Genomic DNA, 24,960 nt, shown 5'->3' on the forward strand with positions numbered 1-24,960 from the left:
CCATCCCCACGTAGACAACACGCGGCGGATGACGCCGGATAAGCGGTGTGACTGCGTTTACTCAGCGGTCAAAAACACCAGGCGGAATTTGCCGATCTGGATTTCATCACCACTCGAGAGCACCTGCGCGTTGCGCGGCTCGCGGTTGACGTAGGTGCCGTTGAGGGAGCCGACGTCGACGACCTCGAACTCACCATCGTTGATGCGGAACTCCGCGTGGCGACGGGAGACAGTCACGTCATCGAGGAAAATGTCGGCCTCCGGGTGGCGGCCGGCGGTGGTGGAGGGCTGATCCAAGAGAAAACGGGCGCCCGCGTTGGGCCCACGCTTCACGACCAGCAGTGCCTGTCCCTCAGAGAGATTCTCCGCGCCGTCAGTGGCGGGGGCTCCGGACGTGGTGGCACCGGACTCCATGTCCTTGAGCAGGTCGGAGCGGAACACCGACGTGGTGTCCACCTGGGCCTCGGGTGTGCCGTTGTTCTCACTCATGTGTGTACCTCCGTGCGTCTGGATATTGACTGTTTCCCATCATAGCGATTCGTTTCCCCCGCGCGGGAGTGAACCGACGATCTCACACTTACTCCGCTGGTACCGGCCTAGCTGAAGAAGCGCTCCATGGTCGCGAGCGCCCCACTGCCGCCGCCGGCGAGCGGGTTATCGGAGACCATATAGGTCCAGGTTGCCGACGGTCGCGCCAATCCATCATCGCCCAGGTGCACACCCTCGGCGTCGATGCGGGCGGTGCGGAAGGTCTCCACGGACTTATCGACGGCGCGCTGCGCCAGATCCTTGAACTCACGCACCGCGATGCGGTGGAACTCGTCGATCGGGGTCTCCTTGGCCACCGCGCGCAGGTGAATAGACTCCCGCACATCATCCATCGTGGCGAGGTGCTCCGCCCACTCATCGTCGAGGTGGAACAGCATGATTTCCCGGGCGGCCTGCTCTAAGACCTGGGCGTCTACGTCGGCGAGCTCTTCGGCGCGCTCAGGCGCACGCTCGCGCAGCTCTGCGACGGCCTTGTCGGTATCGAGCAAGTCATCGCGGCGGGTATCGATGATCTTTCGCTGATCGGCCAACAGGCGGTTGTACTTCCAGGTCTGGGAGTGGATGGTGAGCAGCTGGTTTTCGGTCACCCGCTGGCAGTGGTTGACGAAGTCGCGCACCTTCCGGTTATCCAGCAACCCGTCACCATCTGGCTGGGCGCTGACCGCGGTATCGGCCCCGCCAGTTTCGATGAGGTCGTCTTCCAGGCTCAGGTAAAATACGGACATGCCCGGATCGCCCTGTCGGCCGGCGCGTCCGCGCAGCTGGTTGTCGAGCCGGCTGGTGCGATGCCGCGACGTGCCGATGACCGCCAGGCCGCCGAGCTCTGCCACGCCCTCGCCGAGGCGGATATCCGTGCCGCGGCCGGCCATCTGCGTCGACACCGTGACCCGACCGCGCTCGCCGGCCTCGGCGATGATCCCGGCTTCCTCTTCGTCGTTTTTGGCGTTGAGCACGTTGAGCTCGATCCCCCGCTTGCCGAGCTCTTCCGCCAAGAACTCTGACTCCGCAACGTCGTGGGTGCCCACGAGGATCGGCTGCCCGGTCGCGTGAATCTCCGCGATGCGCTCGACGAGGGCGGCATTTTTATCCTCTAACCGGGCGTAGACGCGATCGTCTTCGTCGATACGTTGCAGCGGCCGGTTGCGCTCGATGACAGAGACCCTGAGGTCATAAAACTCGCGCAGCTGGTCGACGGCCTCGACGGCGGTGCCGGTCATGCCGCACAGCTGCGGGTAGCGCCCCATGAGCGCCTGGAGAGTGATCTGGTCCAGGATGCGCCCGCCGTCGGTGACGGTGAGCCCTTCTTTCGCCTCGACGGCGGCCTGCAGCCCGTCGGGCCAGCGCTGGAGGTCGGCGACACGCCCGCGGGAGGCGTCGATGAGGGCGACCTTGCCGTCTTCGACGAGGTAGTGAATATCTCGGATGAGCAGGGCCTTGGCGTGCAGCGCCAAGTTGACGCGCACGAGCGTGGTACCGATGTGCTCGTCCGCGTACAGCGAGTCGATGCCCAGCTCGCGCTCGAGGCGGTGGGCGCCGGCGTCAGTCAGAAAGACGTTGCGGTGATCGTCGTCGATGGTGTAGTGCTCGTGCTCGCGCAGGCCAGAGACGGCGGCGGTGATCTCTCCGGTCGTCTGCTCGCCCGCCACCGAGCCGGCGAGCACGAGCGGGACGAGGGCTTCGTCGACGAGGACGGAGTCGGCCTCGTCGATAAGCGCGACATCCGCCGGGGTGCGCACCATCTGGGCTCGGTCGGTGACCTGGTTGTCGCGCAGAAGGTCGAAGCCGAGCTCGTTGACAGGCGCGTAGACGACGTCGGCGCGATAGGCCTTGCGACGCTCGTCCGCGCTGAGCTTCTCGGTGACCGCGGAGACCGTCAGCCCGAAGAACTCGACGAGCGGGCGCATCCACTCCGCGTCGCGACGCGCCAGATAGTCATTCACCGTGATCGCGTGAACGCGGCGGCCGGTCAGCGCGAAGCCGGTCGCGGTCATCGCGCCGACCAAGGTCTTGCCCTCGCCGGTGGCCATCTGGATCACGTCACCTTCGAGCATGCGCAGCACGGCCTGGGACTGGACGCTAAACGGCCGCATATCGAGCGTGCGCGAGGCCGCCACCTGCAAGATCGCGAGGAACTCCGAGCGATCGCTTATTTCCCCGTCGCGGGTGATGGCGCGGGCAGCGGCGACAAGCTCTGTATCGCTGAGGCGTTCGAGCTCGGCGACCCGGTCATCCGCGACCGAAACCGTCTGCCGCGACTTACGGTCGTTGCGCTCGGACTGCGCGCCCAGCGCCTTCCAGAACCAGTCGAATGCTCCCACCGGGTTCCTACCTTTCTGCCGCCATACGGTGCATCGGGGTCGCGGACATCCATGTCCACCTTAGTGGAGGAAAACCGCCCGACGACGTTTATGCTGGGTAGTGTGCAGTCTGTCAACGTGTCTTTCGCCTCGTCCGCTGGCGTGAAGCTCGCGGGAACCATCGACTTTCCCGCCACCGAGCCAGTGGCCTACGCCATCTTCGCCCACTGCTTCGCCGGTTCCCGTCACACGCCCGGCGCCTCGCGCATCTCGAAGCGCCTGACTGACTACGGCATCGCCACCTTGCGCTTCGACTTCCCCGGGCTCGGGCAATCCGGGGGCGACTTCGCCGATACCTCGTTCAGCCAGAATGCCGACGACATCTGCGCCGCCTACGAGTGGATGACGCAGAACTACGCCGCCCCGCAGCTGCTCATGGGCCACTCCCTCGGCGGTGCGGCGGCCCTGAAGGCGGCGGGCTCGCTGCGGAAGCTGAAAGCCGTAGCGACGGTCGGCGCGCCCTTCGACCCCGCGCACTCGGTGCTGCACTACGCCGACAAGATCAGCGAGGTCGACGCCAACGGCGAGGTTACCGTCACCCTCGGCGGCCGCGACCTGGTGATCTCCCGGGCGTTTTTGGAAGACCTCGCCGACACGAACCCCGAGGTCTATCTGCGGAAGATGCGCAAGCCGCTGATGCTCGTGCACTCCCCCATCGACCAGACCGTGGGCATTGATAACGCCCAAACCATCTTCCAGCTCACCCGCTACTCGAAGTCCCTGGTCAGCCTCGACAAGGCCGATCACCTGCTGACGCGGGAGGGGGCGGCGACACGGGCGGCCGACATCATCGGCAACTGGGTGCAGTACCACATCGACCCCGCCTGGGTGCCGGTGCGCTTAGCGGAAAACCACGTCATCGCCGAATCGGCCCGCGGCCTGCGCTATGGCGTGGCCGCCCAGACCCGCCACGGTGACCTGAAGATCGACCGCACTCGCGCCGACGGCGGCAAGGGCCGCGGCCACTCCGCGATGGAACTCATCGAGGCCGCCCTGGCGGCGGCCACCACCCAGGCGGCCAAGGAGGCAGGGCGCAAGACCACGCTTCGCGACGTCCGCGTCTCCGTCGTCCACGTCCACAATCGCACCTTCCAACGCCACATCCACCTCGACGGCGAGCTCAGCGACGACGAACGCCAGGCCATCCTCTCGGCGGCGCGCGCCAGCGACATCGAAGAGCTTCTCGACGGCGCCACCATCGTCGATCTCAACGGAGAGCTAGGCTGACCTGCTGATTCGGGAAGCCGAGTCACACTGTTGTAAGGTGTTCGTGTTGCGCCTTAGAGGGTGCAACAACGGGCTGTGGCGCAGTTTGGTAGCGCACTACACTGGGGGTGTAGGGGTCGCAGGTTCAAATCCTGTCAGCCCGACCATCAGGAAGTCCCGCGGCATCGCTTCGGCGGTGGGCGGGGCTTTTTGCTTTGGGTTGTGGTTGTACCTCGGCACAGGTGGTGTTATCTGCGTAAACTAGGCACTGAGCCACATGGCAAGAATGGCTCGGGCAGCAACTCCAAAAACCCCACGCAGTGCGTGGGGTTTTGCGTACTGGGGCTAGGGGGAAAGTCGGGGGGACACTTGCTACTCGCATACATTGCCGAGATTGGCCGCCTTAGGCTAACTGCGGTGTCTCGCCGCACAAAGGCTTGAAGGAAGATGCGGCTTGTTGGTAGCGCATCTCCGGTAAGACGGTAGCGACGGTTTCCGGGTAGCTGGTAGCAGTCATCCGGCTTTGACAGTCACGTCCCCAGGCCCTGGCGGCGCAGACTTTCTAACCCTCAGCAGACTCCGAACGCGGAGGCAGCGGTGCTCGCCGCACGGCGCAGGTGCCAGGGAGTCCCTCATACCTATGAGTCCACCGGGATTCATCGATTTCCGATTACGCACGTGCGTAAAAGCACGGTCCCTACTATGCCGCGGCATAGTCGTTGCGACGGCCCCGTTATGGCTAGGAAAAGCAGCTGAGCGCGAGGAGATGAGGAGAATTGTTGAGCCACCTATGCATGTTGACAGTGAGCTCTCCTCCAACATTCAGTGTGCTGACTGGATATGTGCCCTCGCCAAAAGGGCAATCGATTATCAACTGGTTGAAGACACTCGATACCGGTGGGTAGTCGAGAGTACAGAATTATCGGCAGCCAGAGGAGCCTTCACCTACGAGTCGAAGCTGCACCTTTATCAGAGAGATATCGAGCACCTACATCACTCGGCAATTATGAACTCAAACAGGCCCGTCATCGCCTACGAACATCTCAAGTCGGAGAACAAGGAACGGCTGGAGGCAGTGAGGCGATCTTCTAGTATCTAATCATTCTCTAAACCGACGCTCCTGCCCCTGAAGGCCACCCTCATCCCGCAGCCGTCTGTGCGATCCCGGTAGCCACCCAGACTTTCCCGTCAGCAGGGGCCTTGCCACAGGAGGATACGACCCCTTCGACGGCCTGCTGTTCGAGGTCGACCTCCCAGCTGCGACCGTCGGCGTGGGTAATTATGTTGTCTTGGGCAGTCAGATCGGAAAAGGCGAGCTCCTCCCCTTCTACGATGAGCTGTTCGGCTACCGCGAGCTCGGCGACCTGACCGCGGGCGCCATATCCGCCGCAGCCGCGATTGCCCGGCAGGTAATAACGTCCCTCTTGTGCGTAGCGCACCAACGCTTCGGCTGCGGACTCGTTGAGCCGGCCAAAGCTATAGCCCCACGGCATCAAAAGGATCGACGGGGCGAAACGGTGACCCTTGGTGTGGGAGGTCTCCCAGACGATGCCGGTGTCGGGAAACGCGTCGTCGAGAGCTGCTGCCAGGGGCCGACCCTTCACCGCGCAGCAGACGTCGCGTTTGCCGTGCGTGCACACCAGGACCAGAGGGGTATCGATCATCTCGCCGCCGTTTCCGCCCGGCCGCTCGAGGTCGAGGTGAAGGAGGGCGGTGGGGTCGTCGACAAGCAATTTTTCGCACGTACGCTGGCGGGCATGGACGATGAAAAGGTGGCGCTTCGTGACGCTACGGCCCTCCCTCCCGGGATGCCGGATCAGCTGGAGGCCCGCGTGGCCTTTGAGCTTGGCGCGCAGCTTCTCGGTGAGCTCGGGGCCGAAGGTGTCTCCGTCGAGGATGTCGCGGCTCCAGCCCTGCGGATGTTCGAAGATGACGTAGACCGATTCCTCCTTGGCCGACCCGGCGAGGGGCTCGACGGGTACATCGGAACAGCGAACGGCGGAATGGGTGCTCATATCCCCTAAGGGTAGGCCACCGCGTGAGGCCGGTATACAGCACCTCGGCCATGTGCTCCTTTTCTCCGGTACCCTCTTTAGGGAGTTGCGTCACATAATGCAGAGGAATTCCCCTACAGTAGGGGAAGACGTCAAAGTCCCTGATCCGGGAATGTGACGACCAAAGCTTTACCCACAACGCTTACAGGAGGATGATCCGCATGAGCGAGCGCATTGCCCACTCCGGCCTCAAGAACAAGGTCATGACTGCTGACGAAGCCGCCCAGTTCGTCAACCACGGTGACCGGGTCGGTTTCTCCGGCTTCACCGGCGCCGCCTACCCCAAGGCCCTGCCCACCGCGATCGCAAACCGCGCCCGCGAGGCACACGAGCGTGGCGATGAGTACGCCATCGACCTGCTGACCGGCGCATCCACCGCCCCCGACTGCGACGGTGTCCTCGCCGAGGCCGACGCACTGCGCTTCCGCATGCCTTACCAGTCGGACCCGGAGATGCGGAAGAAGATTAACAGCGGCGCCATGCAGTACGCCGACATCCACCTCTCCCACAGTGGCCGCCAGGCCACCTCCGGCGTCTTCGCGGATATCGACGTCGCCGTGGTCGAGGTCACCCGCATCGACGAAGACGGCAACCTGGTGCCGTCGTCCGGCGTCGGCAACAACGTAGAGTTCCTGGACCAGGCCAAGAAGATCATCATCGAGGTCAACTCCTGGCAGTCCCTCGACCTCGAGGGGATGGCGGACATCTACCGCGTCCAGCCCAAGACCCCGATCCCGATCACTGACACCGGCGATCGCATCGGCACCACCTACATCGACATCGACACCGACAAGGTGGTCGCTGTCGTCGAGACCGACTCCCCGGACCGCAACTCCGCCTTCACCCCGCCGAGCGAGACCTCCGAGAAGATCGCCGGCTACTTCCTCGACTTCCTCGAGGGCGAGGTCGCCGCAGGCCGTTTGTCCTACGACAAGTTCTGCATGCAGTCCGGTGTCGGCAACGTCCCGAACGCCGTGATGGCCGGCCTGCTCGATTCCAAGTTCGAGAACATCAAGGCCTACACCGAGGTCATCCAGGACGGCATGCTGGACCTCATCGACGCCGGCAAGATGTCCGTCGCCTCCGCGACCTCGTTCTCCCTGTCCCCGGACGCCGCGGAGCTGATGAACCAGAAGGCGGATCACTACCGCAAGTACATCATCACCCGCCCGCTGCAGGTCTCCAACCACCCGGAGGTCATCCGTCGCCTCGACCTCATCTCCTCGAACGGCATGATCGAGGCCGACATCTACGGCAACATCAACTCCACCAACGTCACCGGTACCCGCATCATGAACGGTATCGGCGGATCCGGTGACTTCACCCGTAACGCCCTGGTGTCGACGTTCATTTCCCCGTCGATCGCCAAGGACGGCGACATCTCCGCCATCGTGCCCTTCGCCTCCCACATCGACCACACCGAGCACGACGCCATGGTCATCATCACGGAGCAGGGCGTGGCCGACCTGCGCGGCCTATCCCCGCGTGAGCGCGCTCCGAAGGTCATCTCGGTGGCACACCCGGACTACCGCCCGCTGCTCGAGGAGTACTTCGAGAAGGCGCAGACCGGCAAGCACATCCACACCCCGCACACCCTCAGCGAGGCCTTCTCCTTCCACCAGCGCTTCCTGGACACCGGCTCCATGCAGAAGTAGCTCGTTGAACTGATCGCTGGGCGCCGTGCGGGCTTTGCGGTTGCTGCGGGCCGTCTGGGCGCTCGGCGTGGCCTGAGCCCCGAGTATCTGGTTCTCCGCCAGTGCTCGGGGCTTTGGTGTTTTGGTTGGCGTTCTGGGGACATTGTTTAGGGGCCGGCGCAAGCAACTCACACGTCACATCAGCCGCTTTCGTTTACGTAATCGCGGTCCTAGGGCTGCACTACCGTGCTTAAACAAGGCGCAGGGTTCGCTTGGAGCGCTAGCGCTGGTCGAAATCAGGTCCATAGAAAGGGCTCTCGCGAGGTCGAGACCAGGACTCCTTTCGGAGCGACTCCTTTCGACCGGGAGAGCCAGCTAAACGGCGTTAAGTTCCTGCTGTGACGGGTGAGGTAGGAGCGTCGTTCCACGCGCATCGGAGAGCGCCTGCCGATCAGCCGCAGGGCCGCTGCCCAGGCACCTGATCGCGAGGTCGAGAGGACCCCTCCTTTCGGAGCGACTCCTTTCGACCGAGCGTGCGAACACGATAACCGTGTGAGGCTACTAGGGCGACTGGCATTCTAAAGGTTCGCTTTTCGGCGCGGGTCCGCGCTACTGCTACACAAACGCTTAAAGGAAAATGCTTGAAGGGCGCATCCTTCAAGGTTTTTCCTTCAAGTATTTGTGCTCGAGCGGCACGGGATGCCATGAAGTCCGCCCCTGCCAGGGGTTTGGGTGCCGTATCCGTATAGGTCGCCGTATAGGTCGCTACCGCCAGACCTACTCCCGGCTCGGCACGCGCACGCTCAAGGCCTTCTCCTCGAGGGTGACGCGGAATTCGCTGACCTCGCCGACGGTGTCGCCGTCGATTTCGAAGACGTCGGGCTTGCTCAGCTTCGCGTGGAAGGAACGCCCGGTGGCGTATTGCAGGCTGCGGTGCTCGTGTTCCCCGCCGGTCACGCGCGTGGAGCGGCCGATGACCTTGCGGATCGACTTGGTGATCATCTGCCCGATGATCCGGCCGGTGATCTGCACCCAACCCAGCAAATCCTGCGGGCGCAGCAGAACGAAGTCGAGCATGCCGTCATCAGGTTCGGCATCCGGGATGAGCTCAATGGTGCCAACCAGCTCACCACAGTTGCCCACAATCAGCGTGTGCGCGGAGCTCCGCTTGACCTCGTGGTCGTCGATCTGGTGCTCGACGTGCAGGCGGTTGCCCCCGCCGAGGGACTTGAAGATCGCCACCGCGTACGCCAGCGGACCGATCTTCTTCTTGAGGTCGTCGTCGGTGTTGACGATCATCTGCGCGTCAATGCCCACGCCCGCCATCACGGCGAAGGGGATCGTTTCGGTGCTGCCGTCGGGACGCGTGACATCGGCTCGGCAGAAGTCAATCCGGCGTGTGGTGCCGCCGTAGGCGACTTCGACAGAGTGATCGAGATCCAGCGGGATATCCAGGTTCCGGGCCAGAAGGTTGCCGGTGCCCTGCGGGATCACGCCGAGCGCGGTATCGGTGTTGTGCAGGCCGGCCGCCACCGAACGGACGGTGCCATCGCCGCCGCAGACCACCACGAGGTCCACGCCTTCCTCCGCGGCCTGGCGGGCCTGGTTTTCTCCCGGCTCGTCTTCGGAGGTCTCGACCCAGGAGACCTCTCCCCAGCCGTAGGTCTCGACGTAGGTGTCCACCGAGGCACGCAATTCGTCCTCGTCCACCTTGACGGGGTTAAAGATCACGACGGAGCGTGCCTGCTGTGAAGTCATGCATATATCCTAGTATTTCCTGGGGTCAGCTCAGGGCATCAGTTCCAGCGAATATCGAAGAAACGCAAGATACGGTACGTAGCGTACCCTGCCGGAAGGTTCGTGGAGCCATCTCCGGCACTTCCCGGCCACACGTGTCCCCCACCCCCGATGCGCACGTGCTCTAACGCCGCCTCGCAGCCGGGCCACCGGTAGCTGATCGTGCCCACATTTTCCCGGGTGACCCGCGCGTTCTTATGACAGCCGTTGCGTATCCGGGCGTGGTCGAGGACATCGGGAACCGAGTCATAAGCGGTCTCGTGGCGGGTGCCGCCGTAGTAGCCGATGATCGAATCGTTGGTGCCGTGCAGGTCGATAAGGGGTACGGGCGTATCGACACAATTCTCATGCACATTCTCGTAGTACGCGCCGCTGACGGTGCCCACGGCGGCAATGCGCTCCGGGATCCGGCAGCCGAGCGCGGCGGCGAATCCCCCGCCGTTGGAAAATCCCACCACGTTGACCGCGTCCTCGGCGACACGGTAGTGCTCGCTCACGCGCTCGACGATCTTCTCGCTATACGCGATGTCCTCGTCCATCGACGTCTTCGCATAGGGCGCCGGCGACCAGGCCCTCTGCACCCCACGCGGATAGGCCACCAAGGCGGCGGCATCGTCGAAATGGGTGATCTTTTCCAGCTCCTCGGGCGTTTCCTTATACCCGTGGCAAGCGAGGACTAATGGCCAGTCCTGGTCCTGCGAATAGCCCTCCGGCACGTGCAGCAGGAAATCGCGTGTCTTATCCCCCACCGTCACCTCGAGGCGACCGGTACTCCCGGGGGCGATGGGGCCGTCGATAGGCGAGGCCTCAAAGGTGGGAGCGGCGGGCTTCTCGACGGTCGACGGCGTGATAATCACCTTCTCCGGCACAGGTTCACCGCCGATGGTGCAGCCGGCAACGACGGTACTCGCCACGAGGACCACACCTAAAAGCGTGCGCCTCACTCCCGTCCCCTCTCCCAGGCGCTGAACATCGTGGCATACTCGCCGCCGTGGGCGAGCAGTTCTTCATGGGTGCCGGATTCGGTGATGCGGCCGGCATCCATGACGACGACGCGATCGGCACGTTCGGCGGAATCTAAGCGATGGGCCACCACCAAGGCGGAGCGGTTCTTCATGACCTCCTCGGCGGCGGCCTCGAGCTCGCCGGCGCCGGAGGAACCGGCCTCCGCGGTGGCCTCGTCCAAAATAACCACGGCCGGATCCAACAGCAGCATCCGGGCCAGCGCGAGTTGCTGGGCCTGCACCGGCGGCAGGCGCAGCCCGCGGGCGCCGACCTCGGTATCGAGGCCATCCGGCAGCTCGCGGAACCAGTCGCCGGCGTAGACGCGCTCGAGGGCGTCGATGAGCTCTTCGTCGCGCGCGGTGGGACGGGCGAGGGTGAGGTCGTCGCGCAGCGTGCCGGAGAAGACGTGGACCTCCTGGGAGACCAGCGCGAGACGGGCGACGCGTTCCTTGTCGGAGAGGCTGGTGACGGGGGCGCCGTCGACAAGCACCTCCCCGGAATCGGGCACCCGCAACCCGGCGACGAGCGCCGCGACGGTGGTCTTGCCCGCACCCGAGGCACCCACCATGGCGACGGTTTCGCCGGGGGCGATGCGCAGGTCGACGTCGCGCACGGCCCAGGCATCGCCGTAGCTGAAGGAGACGTCGCGCAGGATGACCTCACCGGTGCGCCGGTCGGTGACGCCGGAATCGGGCGTGGGGGTCGGCGGGTCGACGATGACGCCGACGATGCGGGCAAGTGAGGCGTAGCCGGACTGCACGGAATCGAGCACGCGCATCAGCTGCATGACGGGCCCGCGCAGCCGGATGAGCATGAGCATCGCGGCGGTCACGGCGCCGACGGTGAGATCGCCGCGCGCGACGGTCCAAAACCCGATGCCCAGGCCCATGACCATCATGAGCAGGTCGCCGAAGGTGAGCTTGACCTGCAGGGCGATCATGGTGCACCGCGCCGACAGTCCGTGTTCGACCACGCGGGCCGAAGCCTCGTGGGTGCGGTCGTGGGTGGCGTCTTCGCGTCGGAAAGCGCGGATCGTGGCGCGGGCGTGGATCGCCTCCAGCACGCGGCGGGCGCGATCGGCCATCGCGGCGCGCTCGGCGGCGTAGCGGCCAGGTGCGCGCTTCAGATAGGAGCGGGCGAACCAGAAATACAGCGGCGCCATGACCGCCGGGATGATGAGGAACTGCCACTGCAGGCCCACCAGGGCGATGGCGGTCGCGACGGTGGTAAATGACGCCCGGGACAGAAAAGGCAGGGTCTCGGTGACCGCGGAGGATAACTCGGCGACGTCATCCGTCGAGCGCGAGACTAAATCCCCGCTGCCGGCGTCTTCGACCCGATGCGCGGGCAGCCCCAGCGCCGTGCCGACCATCTGCTCGCGCAAATCCGAGATCACCCGCTCGCTGACCCGCGAGAGCAAGTAGAACCCAGCCGCCGAGCACACCGCGGCGATCACCGCCGCACCCAAAAGGCCGAGAGAGACAACGACCCAGTTTTGCTGGGCATCGCCGACGACCAGATCGACGATCCCGCCGAGCTGCAGCGGCACCGCCACGTTCGCGGCGGCGCCCAGCGTCAGCAGGATCAGCGCGATGAGCCCGGTGCGGCGAGCGTGTGGGATCGTGCGCAGACGCGCGGCCAGCTCGCGGCGGACTTCGGCGAGAGTCGCCAGTGGGAAACTCGTCTCAGCCACGATCTACCTCCCCTAAAGCGTTGTCGGTGACACGTCGCGCCACGGCCTGCCACGCCGGCGCGGTGGTGTAGACAAGCGTGGGACGCTCGCCGCGGTGCTCGGCGACGCGCTGAGCGATGCGCTGCTCGGTCACCGAATCGACCGCGGTCGTGGGATCCTGCAACACCAGAACTTCCGACTCGGCGGCAATCGCACGGGCCAAGGCCACGCGCTGGCGCTGGCCGCCGGAGAGGTTGCCGCCGCTTTCGCCCACCGGCTTGTCCGCGCCGCCGGGGATGTCCTCGACGCTGGCGATGAACATCGCCTCGGCGGCGCGCTCGGTATCGGGGTGGATGTTGTCGGAGACGGTGCCGTCGATAAGCTCCGCGTGCCGAGGGCTTATAAGCACCCGATCGCGGGGCGCGAGCAGCCACGAATCCGGGGCGGGGCCGGTCACCACGGTAAGGCCTGCCGGAAGGTCGGGGACCTCGCCGGAGTCCGGCTCCCAGCGCGCCGGGGCGCCGAGCACCCCGCGAATACGCCTCGCGCTGGCCTGCGCCGGTGCGAGGCGCGAGGCAATGTTACGGCCGAACATCGTCAGCGGCATGATGATGAACTGCGTCAGCCCGATGGCGGTGATGAGCTGGCCGACGCTGATCTGCCCGTCGGCGGCCAAGATGCCGGCGCCGAGCGCGATCGCGATGACGTAGAACGCGCCGGTGCCCTCGGTAATCGCGTTAAGACGCGCCTGGGCGCGGTTCGCCTCGACCGTGCGGGCATACGCGCGATCGGAGACCGCCCCGTAGCGCGAGTTCACGGTGGTCACCGCGCCGAGGCCCTTGAGGGTGCGCAGGCCTTCGACGACATCGGCAGCCATCGACGCCGCCTTCGCCAGCGCCTGCTGTCTACGCGCCGAAGCCTTGCGCAGCGGCACCGCGGCGCGCATCGCGATCGCCACGGTGATCGGCCCACCCAAAAGCACCGCGATGCCTAAGCGGATATCGATCGTGAGCATCACGATGCCGACGTAGAGGATCGAGGCCATCTCCGCGACCGGGAAGACGGTCATGAACACGGCGTCAGCAACCCTTTGGGTATCGGAGGACGCGATCGACAACAGCTCGCCGGCGGTGCGTTTCTTTCCACCCATGCCTTCGGGCGCGGAGATCCTATCGGTGGTGGCCATCCTCAGGTCGTGGCCGACGTTGAGGATCGCTTGTTGCATAAGAATCCGGCCGAACCACACCATCACCATGTTCGCGGCGAAGACCACCACGAGCACGCCCATCCAGAACAGGAGGCGGTGGGAATCGAGCGGGGCGATAGCGTCGTCGATCGCTCGGCCCACCAGCACGGGGACCACACCGTTGGCCAGGAAACCGCCGGCAACGAGGATGGCGGCGGGCAACGTCCAGTGCCAGCGGGAGAAGACAGTCTTCACCAGCCATCGACGATCGTCGGAGGCGGGCAGTCGGTTCATGGTGGTACATCCTACGGCAGGTATAGATTGGGCCTTAATGCCTGATTCCCTTTCCCGCCCCGCTTCTCGACGTGCCACCCCCGGGTTCAGCGACGCCGCCCACCGCGCCGGTCTCGGGGCGGCGTTTTCCACAGGTGCCGACGTCTACGCCCGCGTCCGCCCGGGCTATCCGCGCGAGGTCGCGGACCTGGTGGGCTCGGCGCGCCGCATCGTCGATCTCGGCGCCGGCACCGGCAAGCTCGCTGAAACTTATGTGGGCCGCCCAGACCGGGAGGTCTATGCCCTCGACCCGTCGGCGGATATGGTGCGCACGATCCGTGGCCGCCTCGACATCCCCGCGTGGCGGGCCACGGCGGAAGCGACCGGTCTCGCGGAGAACTCGATGGACGCCGCCGTGTGCGCACAGACCTGGCATTGGGTGGATACCGAGGCGGCCTCACAGGAGGCGGACCGCATCATTCGCCCCGGCGGGCGCCTAGTGCTCGCATGGAACGTCCTCGACGTCTCCCACCCCTGGGTGCTGAGGCTCTCGCGCATCATGCACTCCGGTGATATTCACCGCCCCGGTTTCTACCCGGAGGTAGGCGGCGACTGGCAGCTTGTCGACGAACTGCGCACCACCTGGGTCCAGCACCTGCGCCCGGCGGAGATCTACCTTCTCACCCAGACGCGCTCCTACTGGCTGCGGGCGAACGAGCGCACCCGCAAACGGGTCACAGAGAACTTGAGGTGGTATCTCTTCGACCGGCTCGGCTTCGCCGAGGACCAGCTCATCGCCCTGCCCTACCGCAGCGACGCCTTCGCCTACGAGCGCGCCGCAGAGCACACCTCAACCCGAAAGCCCGAAGAAGTCGGCGACTAGCTCGGTGCCGAAGCCTTCGGGGACATGCGGGTTCGGGTCGTCTGCGGCACCCGGCCAGTAGTGCATGCCGCCGGTGACCTCGACGAAGCGCAGCGGCACTACGCACTTTTGATAATCGATCGTGCGGTGCACGCGGAACTCTTCGGTTTCGCGCGTTTCTCCCGCACACCCGTTGCGCTCGGCGGCCTGTTCGACCAAGACCCGCGCTGGGAGGTAGGTTTCTCCGTGGCGCTGCCCGCCGTCTATGGAGATCGTCGTATCCGCCCCGCCGTGCACGGTGAGCTGCGGAATCGGTGCGTTACACTCGGAGCGCTCCGCGGGATAATACACCCCGGAAAATGTCGCCACACCGGAGATACGATCAGGGTTCGCGCACGCATACTCGGCGGCGAAACCGGCGCCGTTGGAAAAGCCCACGAGGTAGACGTCCTCGATCGCATGCTCTGCCTCAACTTCGGCGATGATCTCGTCAACGAAGGCCGCATCCTCGGCCACGGTGGTGCTCGCATAAGGCGCCGTCGACCACGCCTGGCCCGCTGCGGCCTGCTCCCCTTGCGGGTAGGCCACCACGGCGCCGGTGCGCACCAACTGGTTGCGCTGCCGGTTGTCTTCCGCATCCAGCCCGTAGCCGTGGAACGAGATGATCAGTGCCTCGGGTGATGGGTGCGAAGGGACGTCGATAAGCACTTCCCTGTCAGCGATGGTGTGACGCTGCGGGGCAGGAGTAGAAGCGGGATCGTCACTTGGCGCCCCGCAGGCACTCACACTCAGCGCGGCGGCAAGACTCAGGGCTAACAGGCGATGCGGCAGGAGGGATTTCATAACTCACCTGCCACGGTAGGCTAGAGTGCAATGACTTACAGCGTGAATGAGGCAGTAGAGCAAACCCTTCTGTGGGTAACGCACGGTGAACCTTCGGCGGATGACCTTCTCGATGTCGCCACCTCCGGGTTTGCCGTCATCGGCAAATACGGCGGCTTTCAGGCCAACGACCACGAGATCAAGGCGCTCGCCGACTTCCACACCGAAGACGGCACCTCCGCGTGCACTATCGAGGTCTACTCCCCCACCGAGCGCGTCGTGCTCACCATCGACGGCGAGGAGCACACCTACGACAGCCACGAAGAAGGCGTGCGCGCCTTCTACGAGTGGGCCGCGGCGGCAGAGGTTACGAGCTAGCGCTGGCGGCGTTCGCGCACGCGCACCGCGAAGCGCACCGGGGTGCCGTGGAAACCGAAGGTCTCGCGGAACTTGCGCTCCAGGTAACGCCGGTAACCGTCGTCGAGGAAGCCGGTGGTGAACATGACGATGGTCGGCGGGCGGGTGGAGGCCTGCGTGGCGAAGAGCACCTTCGGCAGGCGGTTGTTCTTCATCGGCGGCGGGTTCTCCGCGATCGCCTCCCGCATCCAGTTGTTGAGCTGCCCGGTGGGCACGCGCTTGTCCCAGTTCTCCAGCGCTTCGATCATCGCCGGCTCGAGCTTCTGCAGCGCACGGCCCGTCTTCGCCGAGATGTTGATCTTGCTCACCCAGGGCACGTGCGCCAGCATCTCGTCGAATTCCCGGTCGAAGAAGTACCGCCGGTCCTCCTCCATCAGATCCCACTTGTTGAAGGCGATGACCAGGGCCTTGCCGGCGTCGAGGATCATGCTGAGCACGCGCTGGTCCTGCTCGCCGATGGGCGTGGAGGCGTCGATGAGCAGCACGCAGACCTCGGCGGCCTCGATGACGTTCTGGGTGCGCAGCGAGGCATAGTACTCATGGCCTTGGGCCTGCTTGACCTTCTTGCGCAGCCCGGCGGTGTCGATGAAGCGCCAGGTGGCCTCGTCGAGGTCGATGATCGAGTCGACGGGGTCGACGGTGGTGCCGGCGACGTCGTCGACCACCGAGCGCTCGTGCTTCGCGAACTTGTTCAGCAGGCTGGACTTGCCGACGTTCGGCCGCCCCACCAGCGCCACGCGCCGCGGACCCTCGGTGATCGAGGCCTTGCGGGGTTCTTTCGGGAAGGAGGCGACGGCTTTATCGAGGACGTCCGCACCCCCGCGGCCATGCAGCGCCGAGACCGGCCAGGGATCACCGAGACCCAGGCCGTAGAACTCGGCCATGTCGGCGTACTGGGTATCGCTTTCGAACTTGTTGGACACCAGGATCACCGGCTGCTCGGCGCGCTGGAGGCGCTCGGCCATGACGGAGTCGGTCTCGGTGATGCCGACGGTGGTATCGACCACCATCACGATGACATCGGCCTCCTCCATTGCCGCCTCCGCCTGGCGCGCGATCGCGGCGTGAATGCCCTTCGTGTTCGGGTCCCAGCCGCCGGTGTCTTGCACCCAGAAGCGCTGCCCGTTCCACTCCGCGAGATAAGAAATTCGATCGCGGGTAACGCCGGGGAAATCCTCCACGACCGCCTCGCGGCGCCCGATGAAACGGTTCACCAGCGTTGACTTGCCGACGTTCGGCCGGCCCACAATAGCTACGGTGGGCAGGGTTTCGGTGACCACGTCGGGGCGGCTAATGCCCAGATCCTCCTCGATCCCGTCCCAGTCGGTCTCGAGGTAGTCGTCGTTGTTCTCGTGCTCGCTCACTGCTCGGACTCCTTGAGAAGGTCGATGAGGCGTTCCTGGACTTCGTCGCGGGTCAACTTCGAGGTATCGATGATCACGGCGTCCTCGGCCGGGCGCAGCGGGCTGGTCGCGCGCGAAGAATCCAGCTCGTCGCGGCGGCGGACATCCGCGAGCACGGTGTCGAAGTCGCTCTCCCGCCCGGCGGCGACGTCCTGGTCGTAGCGCCGGCGGGCGCGGACTTCGGCGGAGGCGGTGAGGAAGGCTTTGGCGGGGGCGTCGTCAAGCACGACGGTGCCGATATCGCGGCCCTCCACGATCGCGCGGTGCGCCCGGTGGGTCAGCTGGCGCTGCAGGGCGACGAGGTTCTCGCGGACCTCCGGGATCGCGGAGACCGCGGAGACGTTGCGGGTGACCTCGGGCCCGCGGATTTCTTCGGTGACGTTCTCGCCGTCGAAGATCACGTTGGTATCTGCGGGGTCGTCGTTGACCTCGAGCGGCAGGTTGCGGGTGGTGTCGATGACCGCCTCGGTATCGGCGGGGTCGACGCCGGCGCGCAGCACCGCCAGGGTGGCAACGCGATACATCGCCCCGGTGTCGATGTACTTCGCATCCAGGCGGGCGGCCAGGGCGCGACAGGTGGTGGACTTGCCGGTGCCCGAGGGCCCGTCGACCGCGAGGATCAGCCCGTTATCGCTGGTATTCGAGATCATCACATTCCCACCGCCTTGTAGAGTGCCGTCAGCTCCGCAGAGTTCAACGCGCGCATGTTGCCGGGTTTTTGATCCCCGAGCTGGACCGTGTGCAGCTTGGTGCGCACGAGGCGTTGGACCGGGAAGCCCGCGGCCTTGAGCATGCGACGCACGATGTGTTTGCGGCCCTCGTGCAGCTCGATGCGGATCAGCGAGTAGCCCTGGTTCTTATCAATGATCTGCACATAGTCCGCCTTCGCCAGGCCATCGTCTAGCTCGATGCCTTTCTTCAGCTCGTTGACCAGCTTGTTGCTGGCCTCACCGAGCACGGTGGCCAGGTAGGTCTTGGTGACCTCGTAGCGCGGGTGCGTCAGCCGGTTGGCCAGCTCGCCGTCGTTGGTGAGCAGTAGCAGGCCCTCGGTATCGGCATCGAGGCGGCCGACGTGGAACAGGCGCTGCCCGGAGACCACCTTGTCCGCGATGACATCGCCGACGCACGGGCGGCCCTGCTCGTCGCTCATAGTGCACAGCATCCCGCGCGGCTTGTTGAACAGGAAGTACTCGAGGTCTTCGTTGACGTTGATGCGCACGCCGTCGACCCGGATGATGTCGACGGCCGGGTTGACCCGGCGGCCCTGCGTGCGCACGACCTCGCCGTTAACCTCCACGCGGCCCTTCTCGATCATGACCTCGCTGTGGCGGCGCGAGGCCACACCGGCGCGCGCCATAACCTTCTGCAGGCGCTCGCCCTCGGCAGGGGCGTCGTCCCACCAGTTATCGGCGAGCGGGTTCTCGATGTTCTGCTTGCGGGCCGGCTTCGCGTTGGAGACGCGCGGGAGCTTCCGCGACTTCTGCTTTTTGTCCGGAGTGCCGTCTCGGCTTGCGGGGGGAGTCACTGTCGACTGTGTCCTTTTCTGTTGTCAACGTGGAGAAATGCTGCGCCCAGCCTAGCGCATAAGCCGGGTTTTCCTCACATCTAAAATCACCACTGCTCCTCGATCGAATCCACGTCCGGCAGAAGCGGTGCGAGATCCGGCAGGCGCTCCAGGCTGTCGATACCGAGCAGTTCCAGAAGCAGCTCGGTGGTGGCGTAGCGATGCGCGCCGGTCGCCTCGTCCGGGTCAACCTCCTTGACGAGCCCGCGCAGCAGCAGCGTGCGCATCACCCCGTCGACGTTGACGCCGCGCACCGCGCCGACCTGGGCGCGGGTCACCGGCTGGCGGTAGGCCACCACGGCGAGGGTCTCTAAAGCCGCGCGGGACAGGCGAGTCTGGGCTCCGTCGAGAAGAAACTTCTCGACGGCCGCCGCGTTCTCCGTGCGCGTATACAATCGCCAGCCCTCGCTGGTCTCTCGCAGATCGAACCCGGATCCGCGGGCGTCGAACTCCTCTCGGATCTCGCTGAGCACCTGGGTGATCTCGCTGCCTTCGGCCTCGAGGGCACCGGCGAGCTGCTCGACGGTCACCGGGGTGTCGATGACCAGCAGGATCGACTCTATCCGCGAGCGCAGCTGGGAGGACATGGGGAAGTCGGACATGGTGTGGAGTCTAGCTAGTCCCAGTTCGCGGACGCCACGACCGCCGGGTCCACCTCGGCACCGGTCCAGGAGACTTTGAGCTCGCTTAGGGCCTCCTCCTGTTCGGTCTCCACTGCGCGGGCTTTGTAGAGCTCGAGCAGGGCCAAAAAACGGCCGACGATCTCCATGCTCACCACGCAGTCGCGGGTGAGCGCCTCGAAGCTCAACCACCGGTTCTTACCCAGGATGCGCAGGGTATCGAGGAGCTTGCCGGCCTGCTCGGGCACCGAGACCGCCACCTGGTGGAGGTGATCCACCCCCACCTCCTCGGGCGGGCGGGGCCGAAACACCCCGGCGGCGACCTCGGCGAAGCCCGCGAGATCGGTGCCCAGGCTCACCGGGGGCAAAAGCTCCGCGTAGCGTTCCTCGATGCCCACCGCCCGCGGGTAGCGACGCTGCGCTTCTCGCTGCCAGGTGGCAAAGAGATCAGCGACCTGCTTGTAGGCCTGGTACTGCAGCAGGCGGGCGAACAGAAGATCCCGGGATTCGAGGATCGCGAGGTCTTCTTCATCCTCGACGTCTCCGCGCGGGAGCAGGCGGGCGGCCTTGAGGTCCAACAGCGTGGCGGCGACCAAGAGGAACTCGGTGGTCTCATCGAGGGCTTCCGTCTCGTTGAGCGCGCGGGTATAGGCGATGAACTCGTCGGTGACCTCGGCCAGCGCCACCTCGGTGACGTCGAGCTTCTTCTCGCTAATCAGCTGCAAAAGGAGATCGAAGGGGCCTTCGAAGTTGGCCAGCGCGATGCGAAAGCCGGTGATCTCCGGCTGGGTCCCCTCCCCTTCTGCCACCGCGGTGGATTGCCGGGGACCGATACTTTTGCGGGTTGCCACCTCTAGGTGGTGCGCTCGATGATCTCGAGCGCCAGGTTCCGGTACTGCTGCGCGCCCTGGGAGCTCGGCGCCCAGGTGGTGATCGGCTCGCCGGCGACGGAGGTTTCCGGGAAGCGCACGGTGCGGGTAATCACGCTGTCGAAGACCTTGTCATCGAAGACTTCGATCACCCGGGACATCACCTCGCGGGCGTGGGTGGTACGCCTATCGAACATGGTGACCAGGATGCCGATGATCTCTAGGTCGAAGTTGATGCGGTCGCGGACCTTCTCGATGGTGTCGGTGAGCAGCGCCAGGCCGCGCAGGGAGAAGTACTCGCATTCCATCGGGATGATCACACCGTGTGAGCACGCTAGGGCGTTGACGGCGAGCAGGCCGAGCGAAGGCCCGCAGTCGATGATGATGTAGTCATATTCCTTGCGCACCGGGCGCAGCGCGCGACCCAGCGTGTTTTCGCGGCCGACCTCGTTAACGAGTTGGATCTCGGCGGCCGAGAGGTCGATGTTCGCGGCGACGACCTCCATGCCGGGCACGTTGGTCTGGTGAATCGCGCCGTGGATCGACGAGGAGTTATCGATCATCAGGTCATAGACCGTGATCTCCTCCTCGCCGTGCGGAATCGCCAGCCCGGCGGACAAGGCGCCCTGCGGGTCGAGGTCCACCAAGAGCACCTTGCGGCCCTGCTCGGCGAGGCAGGCGCCCAAGTTGATCGTGGTGGTGGTCTTGCCGACGCCACCTTTCTGGTTGACCATCGAAATGATCGTCGCCGGCCCGTGCTTTTCCAGCGCCGGCGGCTCCGGCAGCTCGCGTACGGGTCGTCCGGTCAGGCCCACCTCGGGCTCCTCGAACAGGCCGCTATCGCTCACTGTCACACCCTCTTCCTTGACACCGGAAATTACAGCCGTGTTGTTTCCACACTACATCGCTTAATCGACTGGAGCTCACACCAGGATAGCGCTCACGCGCGCGGGTGGGCCTGCTGCCAGACCTCGCGCAGGTTGTCCGCGGTGACGTGGGTGTAGATCTGGGTGGTCGTCACCGAGGAATGCCCCAAAAGCTCTTGCACGGTGCGCACATCCGCCCCGCCGGCGAGAAGGTGGGTGGCATAGCTATGCCGCAGGGTGTGCGGGGAGATGCTCTTCTCAATGCCGGCGCGCTGCGCCGCCGTCTGCAGCACCTGCCAGGCGCTCTGCCGCGACAAGGCATTGCGCCGGGTGTTGAGAAAAAGCGCGTGGCTCCCGCCCGTCGCCAAGACCGGACGCGAGCGCACCAGATAGCCCTGCAACGCCTCGGCGGCCTTCGACCCCAGCGGCACGATGCGCTGCTTACCGCCTTTGCCCTGGATACGCAAGATGCCGTCGTGATCCGCGACGTCATCGAGTGTGAGCCCGAGCACCTCCGAGATGCGCGCCCCGGTGCCGTAGAGCATCTCGAGCAGCGCGCGGTCGCGCAGGTCCACCGGGGTGGCCGCCTCCCCCACCGGCACGGCCTCCAGCAGCTGGGAGACCTCGTCGATGCTCAAGGTATCCGGCAGCACGCGCCCCGGACTCGGCGGGGAGACTTCGGCCGCGACATCGACATCCAGCTCGCCTTCGGCCACGCCGAAGCGGTGCAGCCCGCGCGCGACCACCAGCGCCCGGCCGGCCGAGGACGCCGCCAGAGGCCGCGCCCCATGCCGCCCGGTGCGCAGATCAGTGATATAGGCTTCCAGGTCGCCGGCGGTCACCGCCGCCAAATCATCGGTGCCGGCCTCCTCCAGCCAGTGCACGTAGCGCTCGATGTCGCGCCGGTAGTTTTTTAAGGTGTTCTCGCTTAAGCCCCTTTCGACGGCCAAGTGCTCAAGCCAGGTTTCGGCCAGTGTGCGGGGGTTCACGCTCACCGGGAAATCTTCTTCATGTCCGGAGTGATGCCAGCTTCCCGACGCCGGCGCGGCAGCGACGTGGGCCGCAGCTCAAAGGGCGCGTCGGCGGCGCGGGGCGTACCGCCGCGCTGGAGGGCCTCGCTGGCGGCGAAGATGCCGGCCACGGCAATGGAGTTGGTGATCTCGCCAGCCAGGATCAGGCGGCGCGCATCCGCGAGATCCACCCAGTCGAAGGTGAGATCGGCTTCCTCGTCGCCGTAGCTGTCCACGCCGGTGACCTCGCTTAAGCCGGTCGCCAGGTAGACGCGGCAGGCCTCCTCGCAGAACCCCGGCGAGGTCACCAGATCCGCAAGAACCGACCAGTTTTCGGCCGCCAGGCCCGCCTCTTCGGCGAGTTCCCGGCGGGCGGCCTCAAGCTCGTCCTCGCCGTCGATATCTAAAAGCCCGGCAGGAAGTTCCAGCAGGCGCTGGCGCACGCAGTGCCGGTACTGTCGGATCAGGCCGATGCGCCCGCGGTCGTCGACAGCCGCGATCGCCACCGCCCCGAAGTGCTCGACGACCTCGCGATCGGCGGTGTGCCCGCCCGGCATCACCACTTCGTCGCGGCGTACGGCGAGGATCGGGGCGTCGAGAAGCACCTTAGAACCCTTCACGGTGAACTCGTGCTGGCCGCGGGTCACTGCGCTTCTCCTTCTGGCTCGGGGCTGGGGATGGTGGCGTCGGCGTTATCGGCCACGCCGTAGTGGCCGAAGCCGCCGCCGATCTGCTCGGCGAGCGCTAAGACGGTAGAGATCTGGGCCCAGGACTCGTTGGCGGTATCGACGGTGGACACGGGCGTATCACCGGAGCGCACGGCGGCGAGCGCACCGTCGTCCGCGTCCTCGAAGGGGCCGGCGACCACCACGGCCGCGCCGCCGGAGTCTAAGGCGAAGGCGAACTCGCTCTGCGCGCCGGCGACGGTGTTATCCGCGGCCCCGCCGGTGAGAACGATGATGCCCTGGGCGGGCAGGATGGTGCCGTCCTCGTAGTCGATGAACCCGGCCTCGCGCAGGGAGGTGAGGATCTCGGCGCGCTTGTCAGGGGCCACTCGTGGCTCGGCGGTGTCCGGATCGAGCAGCAGCGCGTTGGCGACCATCTCACCGGGGCTGGTGGCTACCTCCGGCAGCGTCTCGGCGACGATGTTATCGAGCTCTTCGGCGGCGGCCGGGTCGAAGAACTTCTCGGTGAGCGTGATCGCGCCTGCGTCGATGGCACCGGCCTGGGCGCTCAGCTCGCCGATTTCGGTGGCGACCTGCGGATCGGCGGGCTCGGCGCGCAGGATGATCACCGGGCGCTGGTTGAGGCTGTTGGCCACGAGCGCCGGGGCCACGGCGGCGACGGCGTCGTTCGCCGCGGCGGCGCTGTCTTCCTCGACGGTGTCGGGGCCTTCCGGCTCGCCTGCGGGAGCCTCCGAGTGGGCAGCAGTATCTGCCGAGGGGCCGAAGCCCGGGGTGTTCGGGGCGAGGACGAACATGCCGAGCGCGGCCCCGAGGGCCACGCCGAGGCCTACTCCGGCGACGAGGATGGGCCCTCGTCCGGACTGAGTCGAACGCATGAAAGCTTTGGGTCTCCTTCCCGGGCTTTAAGTAAACAGGGACTGAACCGACAGGGCGAAGGAGTTCCAGGTGTCGATGAGGTTATCGGCAAAAGAGCCTTCTCCGCCCAAGCCCACGATGAGAATGACCGCGGCGACGGCGACTAGGATGCCGAGCAACGCCCACAGCCACGCCATGCCCGCACCGCCGGAGACGGTGTACAGATCGCGGATGGCGGTCGCATCGACGAGGCGTCCACCGAGCTTGACGCGAGTGAGCAGGGTCTCGGGGGTGGCGCCGTCGTTGTTGGCGAAGACATCGTCGAGATTGAAGGGCGCGCCGGCGATGACCACAAGCTGGGCGTCGTGATGCCCGGCGAGCAGCAGGGCGAGCTCGGTCGGCGAGCCCAGCGCCGTCGGGAAGGTCGTGGCGCCGACGCCGAGTTCCTGGATCCGATCAATGCCCACGGCCGCGCCCTCGGGGTCCGCGGGCAGGATCACCCGGGCACCCCCGCGCAGGGTGGAATCGCGCACCTCAGCCGGATCGCCGACGATGAACGCCGGCGAGTAGCCGGTATCGACCAACGTGTCCGCGGCCGCGCCGACGCCGATGAGCACCGGGTCGTATTCCTGGATGAAGTTACGCAGATCGCGCAGCTCCTGGGCATGATCGGGACCGTCGCTTAAGACCACCACCTTGCGGCCGGCAAGTTCATCGCCGACGTCCGGGATGCCCACGCCGTCGATCATCAGCGGGCCCTCCGAGTGCAGCAAACGCGCCGCGTCGCCGAAGTAGGAGTCCATGCGCCCAGCCAGGGCCTTCTGCGAGGACTCGAAGTTCTTCTCGATATCCTCGCGCCCCAGGGGCGTGGCCTGCGCGATCGTGCGATTGCCGTTGTGCACGGTGCCGTCGGAGTCGATGGCACCCTTCTTCGCGCCGTCACGGAAGCCCTCGCGCAGCTCGGGGCCGGCGGCCTCGAAGAGGGGGATGTCGGCGTCGATAAGCATCAGCGGCCCATAGTTGGGCACGTTACCCGAGCTGAACTGCGCGATGTTGAGCACCGCGGAGGGCTCGTGATCGATGAGGAACTCCGCTTCCCGACGGCTAATATCAGGCGCATCAATCACCGCGATGTCGCCGGCGCGCAGCTTGCGTCGGCCCTTACCAGTGGGCGTGCAGTCGCGCAGGCGGCCGTTAACTTCCGTGAGATCGGCTGAGGACAGGCGGGTCGAGAGGCTCATAGTCAGTGATTC

21 protein-coding genes, 1 tRNA gene and 1 pseudogene are annotated in these 24,960 nt (G+C 65.7%); 5 read left to right on the forward strand and 18 right to left on the reverse strand.

Going from position 1 to position 24,960, the window contains the following annotated elements:
- Positions 1–57: 57 nt before the first annotated feature.
- Both odhI and secA2 read right to left on the reverse strand, forming a co-directional pair.
- Positions 58–489: an oxoglutarate dehydrogenase inhibitor Odhl gene (gene odhI, locus C3B44_RS05850; protein WP_108431551.1), complete on the reverse strand. Its 432-nt coding sequence runs from the start codon at positions 487–489 to the stop codon at positions 58–60.
- 107 nt (positions 490–596) lie between these two features.
- Positions 597–2,867: an accessory Sec system translocase SecA2 gene (gene secA2 / locus C3B44_RS05855; protein ID WP_108431552.1), complete on the reverse strand. Its 2,271-nt coding sequence runs from the start codon at positions 2,865–2,867 to the stop codon at positions 597–599.
- Between the two features lie 51 nt (positions 2,868–2,918).
- Between secA2 and C3B44_RS05860 the strand changes: the two genes are divergently transcribed.
- The gene (locus C3B44_RS05860) at positions 2,919–4,133 is read left to right on the forward strand and encodes an alpha/beta hydrolase family protein (protein ID WP_235840387.1); all 1,215 of its coding nucleotides are present in this window, start codon (positions 2,919–2,921) and stop codon (positions 4,131–4,133) included.
- Positions 4,134–4,202: 69 nt separating this feature from the next.
- Positions 4,203–4,279, forward strand: a tRNA-Pro gene (locus C3B44_RS05865).
- A 972-nt stretch (positions 4,280–5,251) separates the two neighbouring features.
- Here C3B44_RS05865 and C3B44_RS05875 read toward each other — a convergent pair.
- Positions 5,252–6,127: a sucrase ferredoxin gene (locus tag C3B44_RS05875; RefSeq protein ID WP_108431554.1), complete on the reverse strand. Its 876-nt coding sequence runs from the start codon at positions 6,125–6,127 to the stop codon at positions 5,252–5,254.
- Positions 6,128–6,327: 200 nt separating this feature from the next.
- Between C3B44_RS05875 and C3B44_RS05880 the strand changes: the two genes are divergently transcribed.
- On the forward strand, positions 6,328–7,821 hold the full coding sequence (locus C3B44_RS05880; protein WP_108432587.1) for an acetyl-CoA hydrolase/transferase family protein: 1,494 nt from the start codon (positions 6,328–6,330) through the stop codon (positions 7,819–7,821).
- 756 nt (positions 7,822–8,577) lie between these two features.
- Here the strand turns inward: C3B44_RS05880 and C3B44_RS05885 are convergent.
- Genes C3B44_RS05885 through C3B44_RS05900 form a run of 4 tightly spaced genes read right to left on the reverse strand, consistent with a single transcriptional unit; the run spans position 8,578 to position 13,754 of the window.
- Positions 8,578–9,558, reverse strand: a complete 981-nt coding sequence (locus tag C3B44_RS05885) for a diacylglycerol/lipid kinase family protein (protein WP_108431555.1) — start codon at positions 9,556–9,558, stop codon at positions 8,578–8,580.
- Positions 9,559–9,596: 38 nt separating this feature from the next.
- A complete protein-coding gene (locus C3B44_RS05890) occupies positions 9,597–10,511 on the reverse strand; it encodes a CE1 family esterase (RefSeq protein ID WP_235840388.1) in 915 nt (304 codons plus the stop codon).
- A gap of 26 nt (positions 10,512–10,537) precedes the next feature.
- Complete coding sequence (locus C3B44_RS05895) at positions 10,538–12,295, reverse strand: ABC transporter ATP-binding protein (protein ID WP_108431557.1); 1,758 nt, start codon at positions 12,293–12,295, stop codon at positions 10,538–10,540.
- Complete coding sequence (locus tag C3B44_RS05900) at positions 12,288–13,754, reverse strand: ABC transporter transmembrane domain-containing protein (RefSeq protein WP_108431558.1); 1,467 nt, start codon at positions 13,752–13,754, stop codon at positions 12,288–12,290. The genes C3B44_RS05895 and C3B44_RS05900 overlap by 8 nt, the downstream gene beginning before the upstream one ends.
- A gap of 37 nt (positions 13,755–13,791) precedes the next feature.
- Here C3B44_RS05900 and C3B44_RS05905 point away from each other — a divergent pair, with 37 nt between their 5' ends.
- Complete coding sequence (locus C3B44_RS05905) at positions 13,792–14,616, forward strand: class I SAM-dependent methyltransferase (protein WP_108431559.1); 825 nt, start codon at positions 13,792–13,794, stop codon at positions 14,614–14,616.
- On the opposite strand, the gene C3B44_RS05910 is transcribed toward C3B44_RS05905, so the two are convergent.
- Positions 14,584–15,303: a CE1 family esterase gene (locus C3B44_RS05910; protein ID WP_159077381.1), complete on the reverse strand. Its 720-nt coding sequence runs from the start codon at positions 15,301–15,303 to the stop codon at positions 14,584–14,586. The two genes, C3B44_RS05905 and C3B44_RS05910, sit on opposite strands and share 33 nt — an antisense overlap.
- A 165-nt stretch (positions 15,304–15,468) precedes the next feature.
- On the opposite strand from C3B44_RS05910, the gene C3B44_RS05915 reads away from it, so the two are divergent.
- The gene (locus C3B44_RS05915; protein ID WP_108431561.1) at positions 15,469–15,795 is read left to right on the forward strand and encodes a hypothetical protein; all 327 of its coding nucleotides are present in this window, start codon (positions 15,469–15,471) and stop codon (positions 15,793–15,795) included.
- Here the strand turns inward: C3B44_RS05915 and der are convergent.
- The 10 genes and pseudogenes from der to steA form a co-directional block, all read right to left on the reverse strand.
- Positions 15,792–17,174, reverse strand: a pseudogene (der, locus tag C3B44_RS05920) (ribosome biogenesis GTPase Der); the annotation flags it as partial. The gene C3B44_RS05915 and the pseudogene der sit on opposite strands and share 4 nt — an antisense overlap.
- Before the next feature lie 20 nt (positions 17,175–17,194).
- Complete coding sequence (gene cmk, locus C3B44_RS05925; RefSeq protein ID WP_108431563.1) at positions 17,195–17,887, reverse strand: (d)CMP kinase; 693 nt, start codon at positions 17,885–17,887, stop codon at positions 17,195–17,197.
- Positions 17,887–18,762: a pseudouridine synthase gene (locus C3B44_RS05930; RefSeq protein WP_108431564.1), complete on the reverse strand. Its 876-nt coding sequence runs from the start codon at positions 18,760–18,762 to the stop codon at positions 17,887–17,889. Before C3B44_RS05930 ends, cmk begins: the two co-directional genes overlap by 1 nt.
- 86 nt (positions 18,763–18,848) lie before the next feature.
- Positions 18,849–19,403 carry an SMC-Scp complex subunit ScpB gene (gene scpB, locus C3B44_RS05935; RefSeq protein ID WP_199222393.1) on the reverse strand — a complete coding sequence of 185 codons (555 nt, stop codon included), beginning with the start codon at positions 19,401–19,403 and terminating at the stop codon, positions 18,849–18,851.
- Between the two features lie 14 nt (positions 19,404–19,417).
- Entirely contained in the window at positions 19,418–20,230 is an 813-nt protein-coding gene (locus tag C3B44_RS05940) for a segregation and condensation protein A (RefSeq protein WP_108431565.1), read from the reverse strand.
- Between the two features lie 44 nt (positions 20,231–20,274).
- Positions 20,275–21,138, reverse strand: a complete 864-nt coding sequence (locus tag C3B44_RS05945) for a ParA family protein (RefSeq protein WP_108431566.1) — start codon at positions 21,136–21,138, stop codon at positions 20,275–20,277.
- A 92-nt stretch (positions 21,139–21,230) separates the two neighbouring features.
- A complete protein-coding gene (gene xerD / locus C3B44_RS05950) occupies positions 21,231–22,145 on the reverse strand; it encodes a site-specific tyrosine recombinase XerD (protein ID WP_108432589.1) in 915 nt (304 codons plus the stop codon).
- 2 nt (positions 22,146–22,147) lie between these two features.
- A complete protein-coding gene (locus tag C3B44_RS05955; RefSeq protein ID WP_235840389.1) occupies positions 22,148–22,813 on the reverse strand; it encodes an NUDIX domain-containing protein in 666 nt (221 codons plus the stop codon).
- Positions 22,810–23,727, reverse strand: coding sequence for a copper transporter (locus C3B44_RS05960; protein WP_108431567.1), 918 nt, complete (start codon positions 23,725–23,727; stop codon positions 22,810–22,812). The genes C3B44_RS05955 and C3B44_RS05960 overlap by 4 nt, the downstream gene beginning before the upstream one ends.
- A gap of 27 nt (positions 23,728–23,754) precedes the next feature.
- The gene (steA, locus tag C3B44_RS05965; protein ID WP_108431568.1) at positions 23,755–24,948 is read right to left on the reverse strand and encodes a putative cytokinetic ring protein SteA; all 1,194 of its coding nucleotides are present in this window, start codon (positions 24,946–24,948) and stop codon (positions 23,755–23,757) included.
- Positions 24,949–24,960 lie beyond the last annotated feature (12 nt).

Source organism: Corynebacterium yudongzhengii (assembly GCF_003065405.1).
In the GTDB taxonomy this organism is placed as follows: Bacteria; Actinomycetota; Actinomycetes; order Mycobacteriales; family Mycobacteriaceae; genus Corynebacterium; species Corynebacterium yudongzhengii.

Coding starts and splice junctions, on each gene's coding strand:
- C3B44_RS05860 (WP_235840387.1), top strand. CDS start 2,919: ATGTCCACCTTAGTGGAGGAAAACCGCCCGACGACGTTTATGCTGGGT.
- C3B44_RS05885 (WP_108431555.1), bottom strand. CDS start 9,558: ATGACTTCACAGCAGGCACGCTCCGTCGTGATCTTTAACCCCGTCAAG.
- odhI (WP_108431551.1), bottom strand. CDS start 489: ATGAGTGAGAACAACGGCACACCCGAGGCCCAGGTGGACACCACGTCG.
- cmk (WP_108431563.1), bottom strand. CDS start 17,887: ATGATCTCGAATACCAGCGATAACGGGCTGATCCTCGCGGTCGACGGG.
- steA (WP_108431568.1), bottom strand. CDS start 24,948: ATGAGCCTCTCGACCCGCCTGTCCTCAGCCGATCTCACGGAAGTTAAC.
- C3B44_RS05900 (WP_108431558.1), bottom strand. CDS start 13,754: ATGAACCGACTGCCCGCCTCCGACGATCGTCGATGGCTGGTGAAGACT.
- scpB (WP_199222393.1), bottom strand. CDS start 19,403: ATGTCCGACTTCCCCATGTCCTCCCAGCTGCGCTCGCGGATAGAGTCG.
- C3B44_RS05915 (WP_108431561.1), top strand. CDS start 15,469: ATGACTTACAGCGTGAATGAGGCAGTAGAGCAAACCCTTCTGTGGGTA.
- C3B44_RS05905 (WP_108431559.1), top strand. CDS start 13,792: ATGCCTGATTCCCTTTCCCGCCCCGCTTCTCGACGTGCCACCCCCGGG.
- C3B44_RS05880 (WP_108432587.1), top strand. CDS start 6,328: ATGAGCGAGCGCATTGCCCACTCCGGCCTCAAGAACAAGGTCATGACT.
- C3B44_RS05960 (WP_108431567.1), bottom strand. CDS start 23,727: ATGCGTTCGACTCAGTCCGGACGAGGGCCCATCCTCGTCGCCGGAGTA.
- C3B44_RS05875 (WP_108431554.1), bottom strand. CDS start 6,127: ATGAGCACCCATTCCGCCGTTCGCTGTTCCGATGTACCCGTCGAGCCC.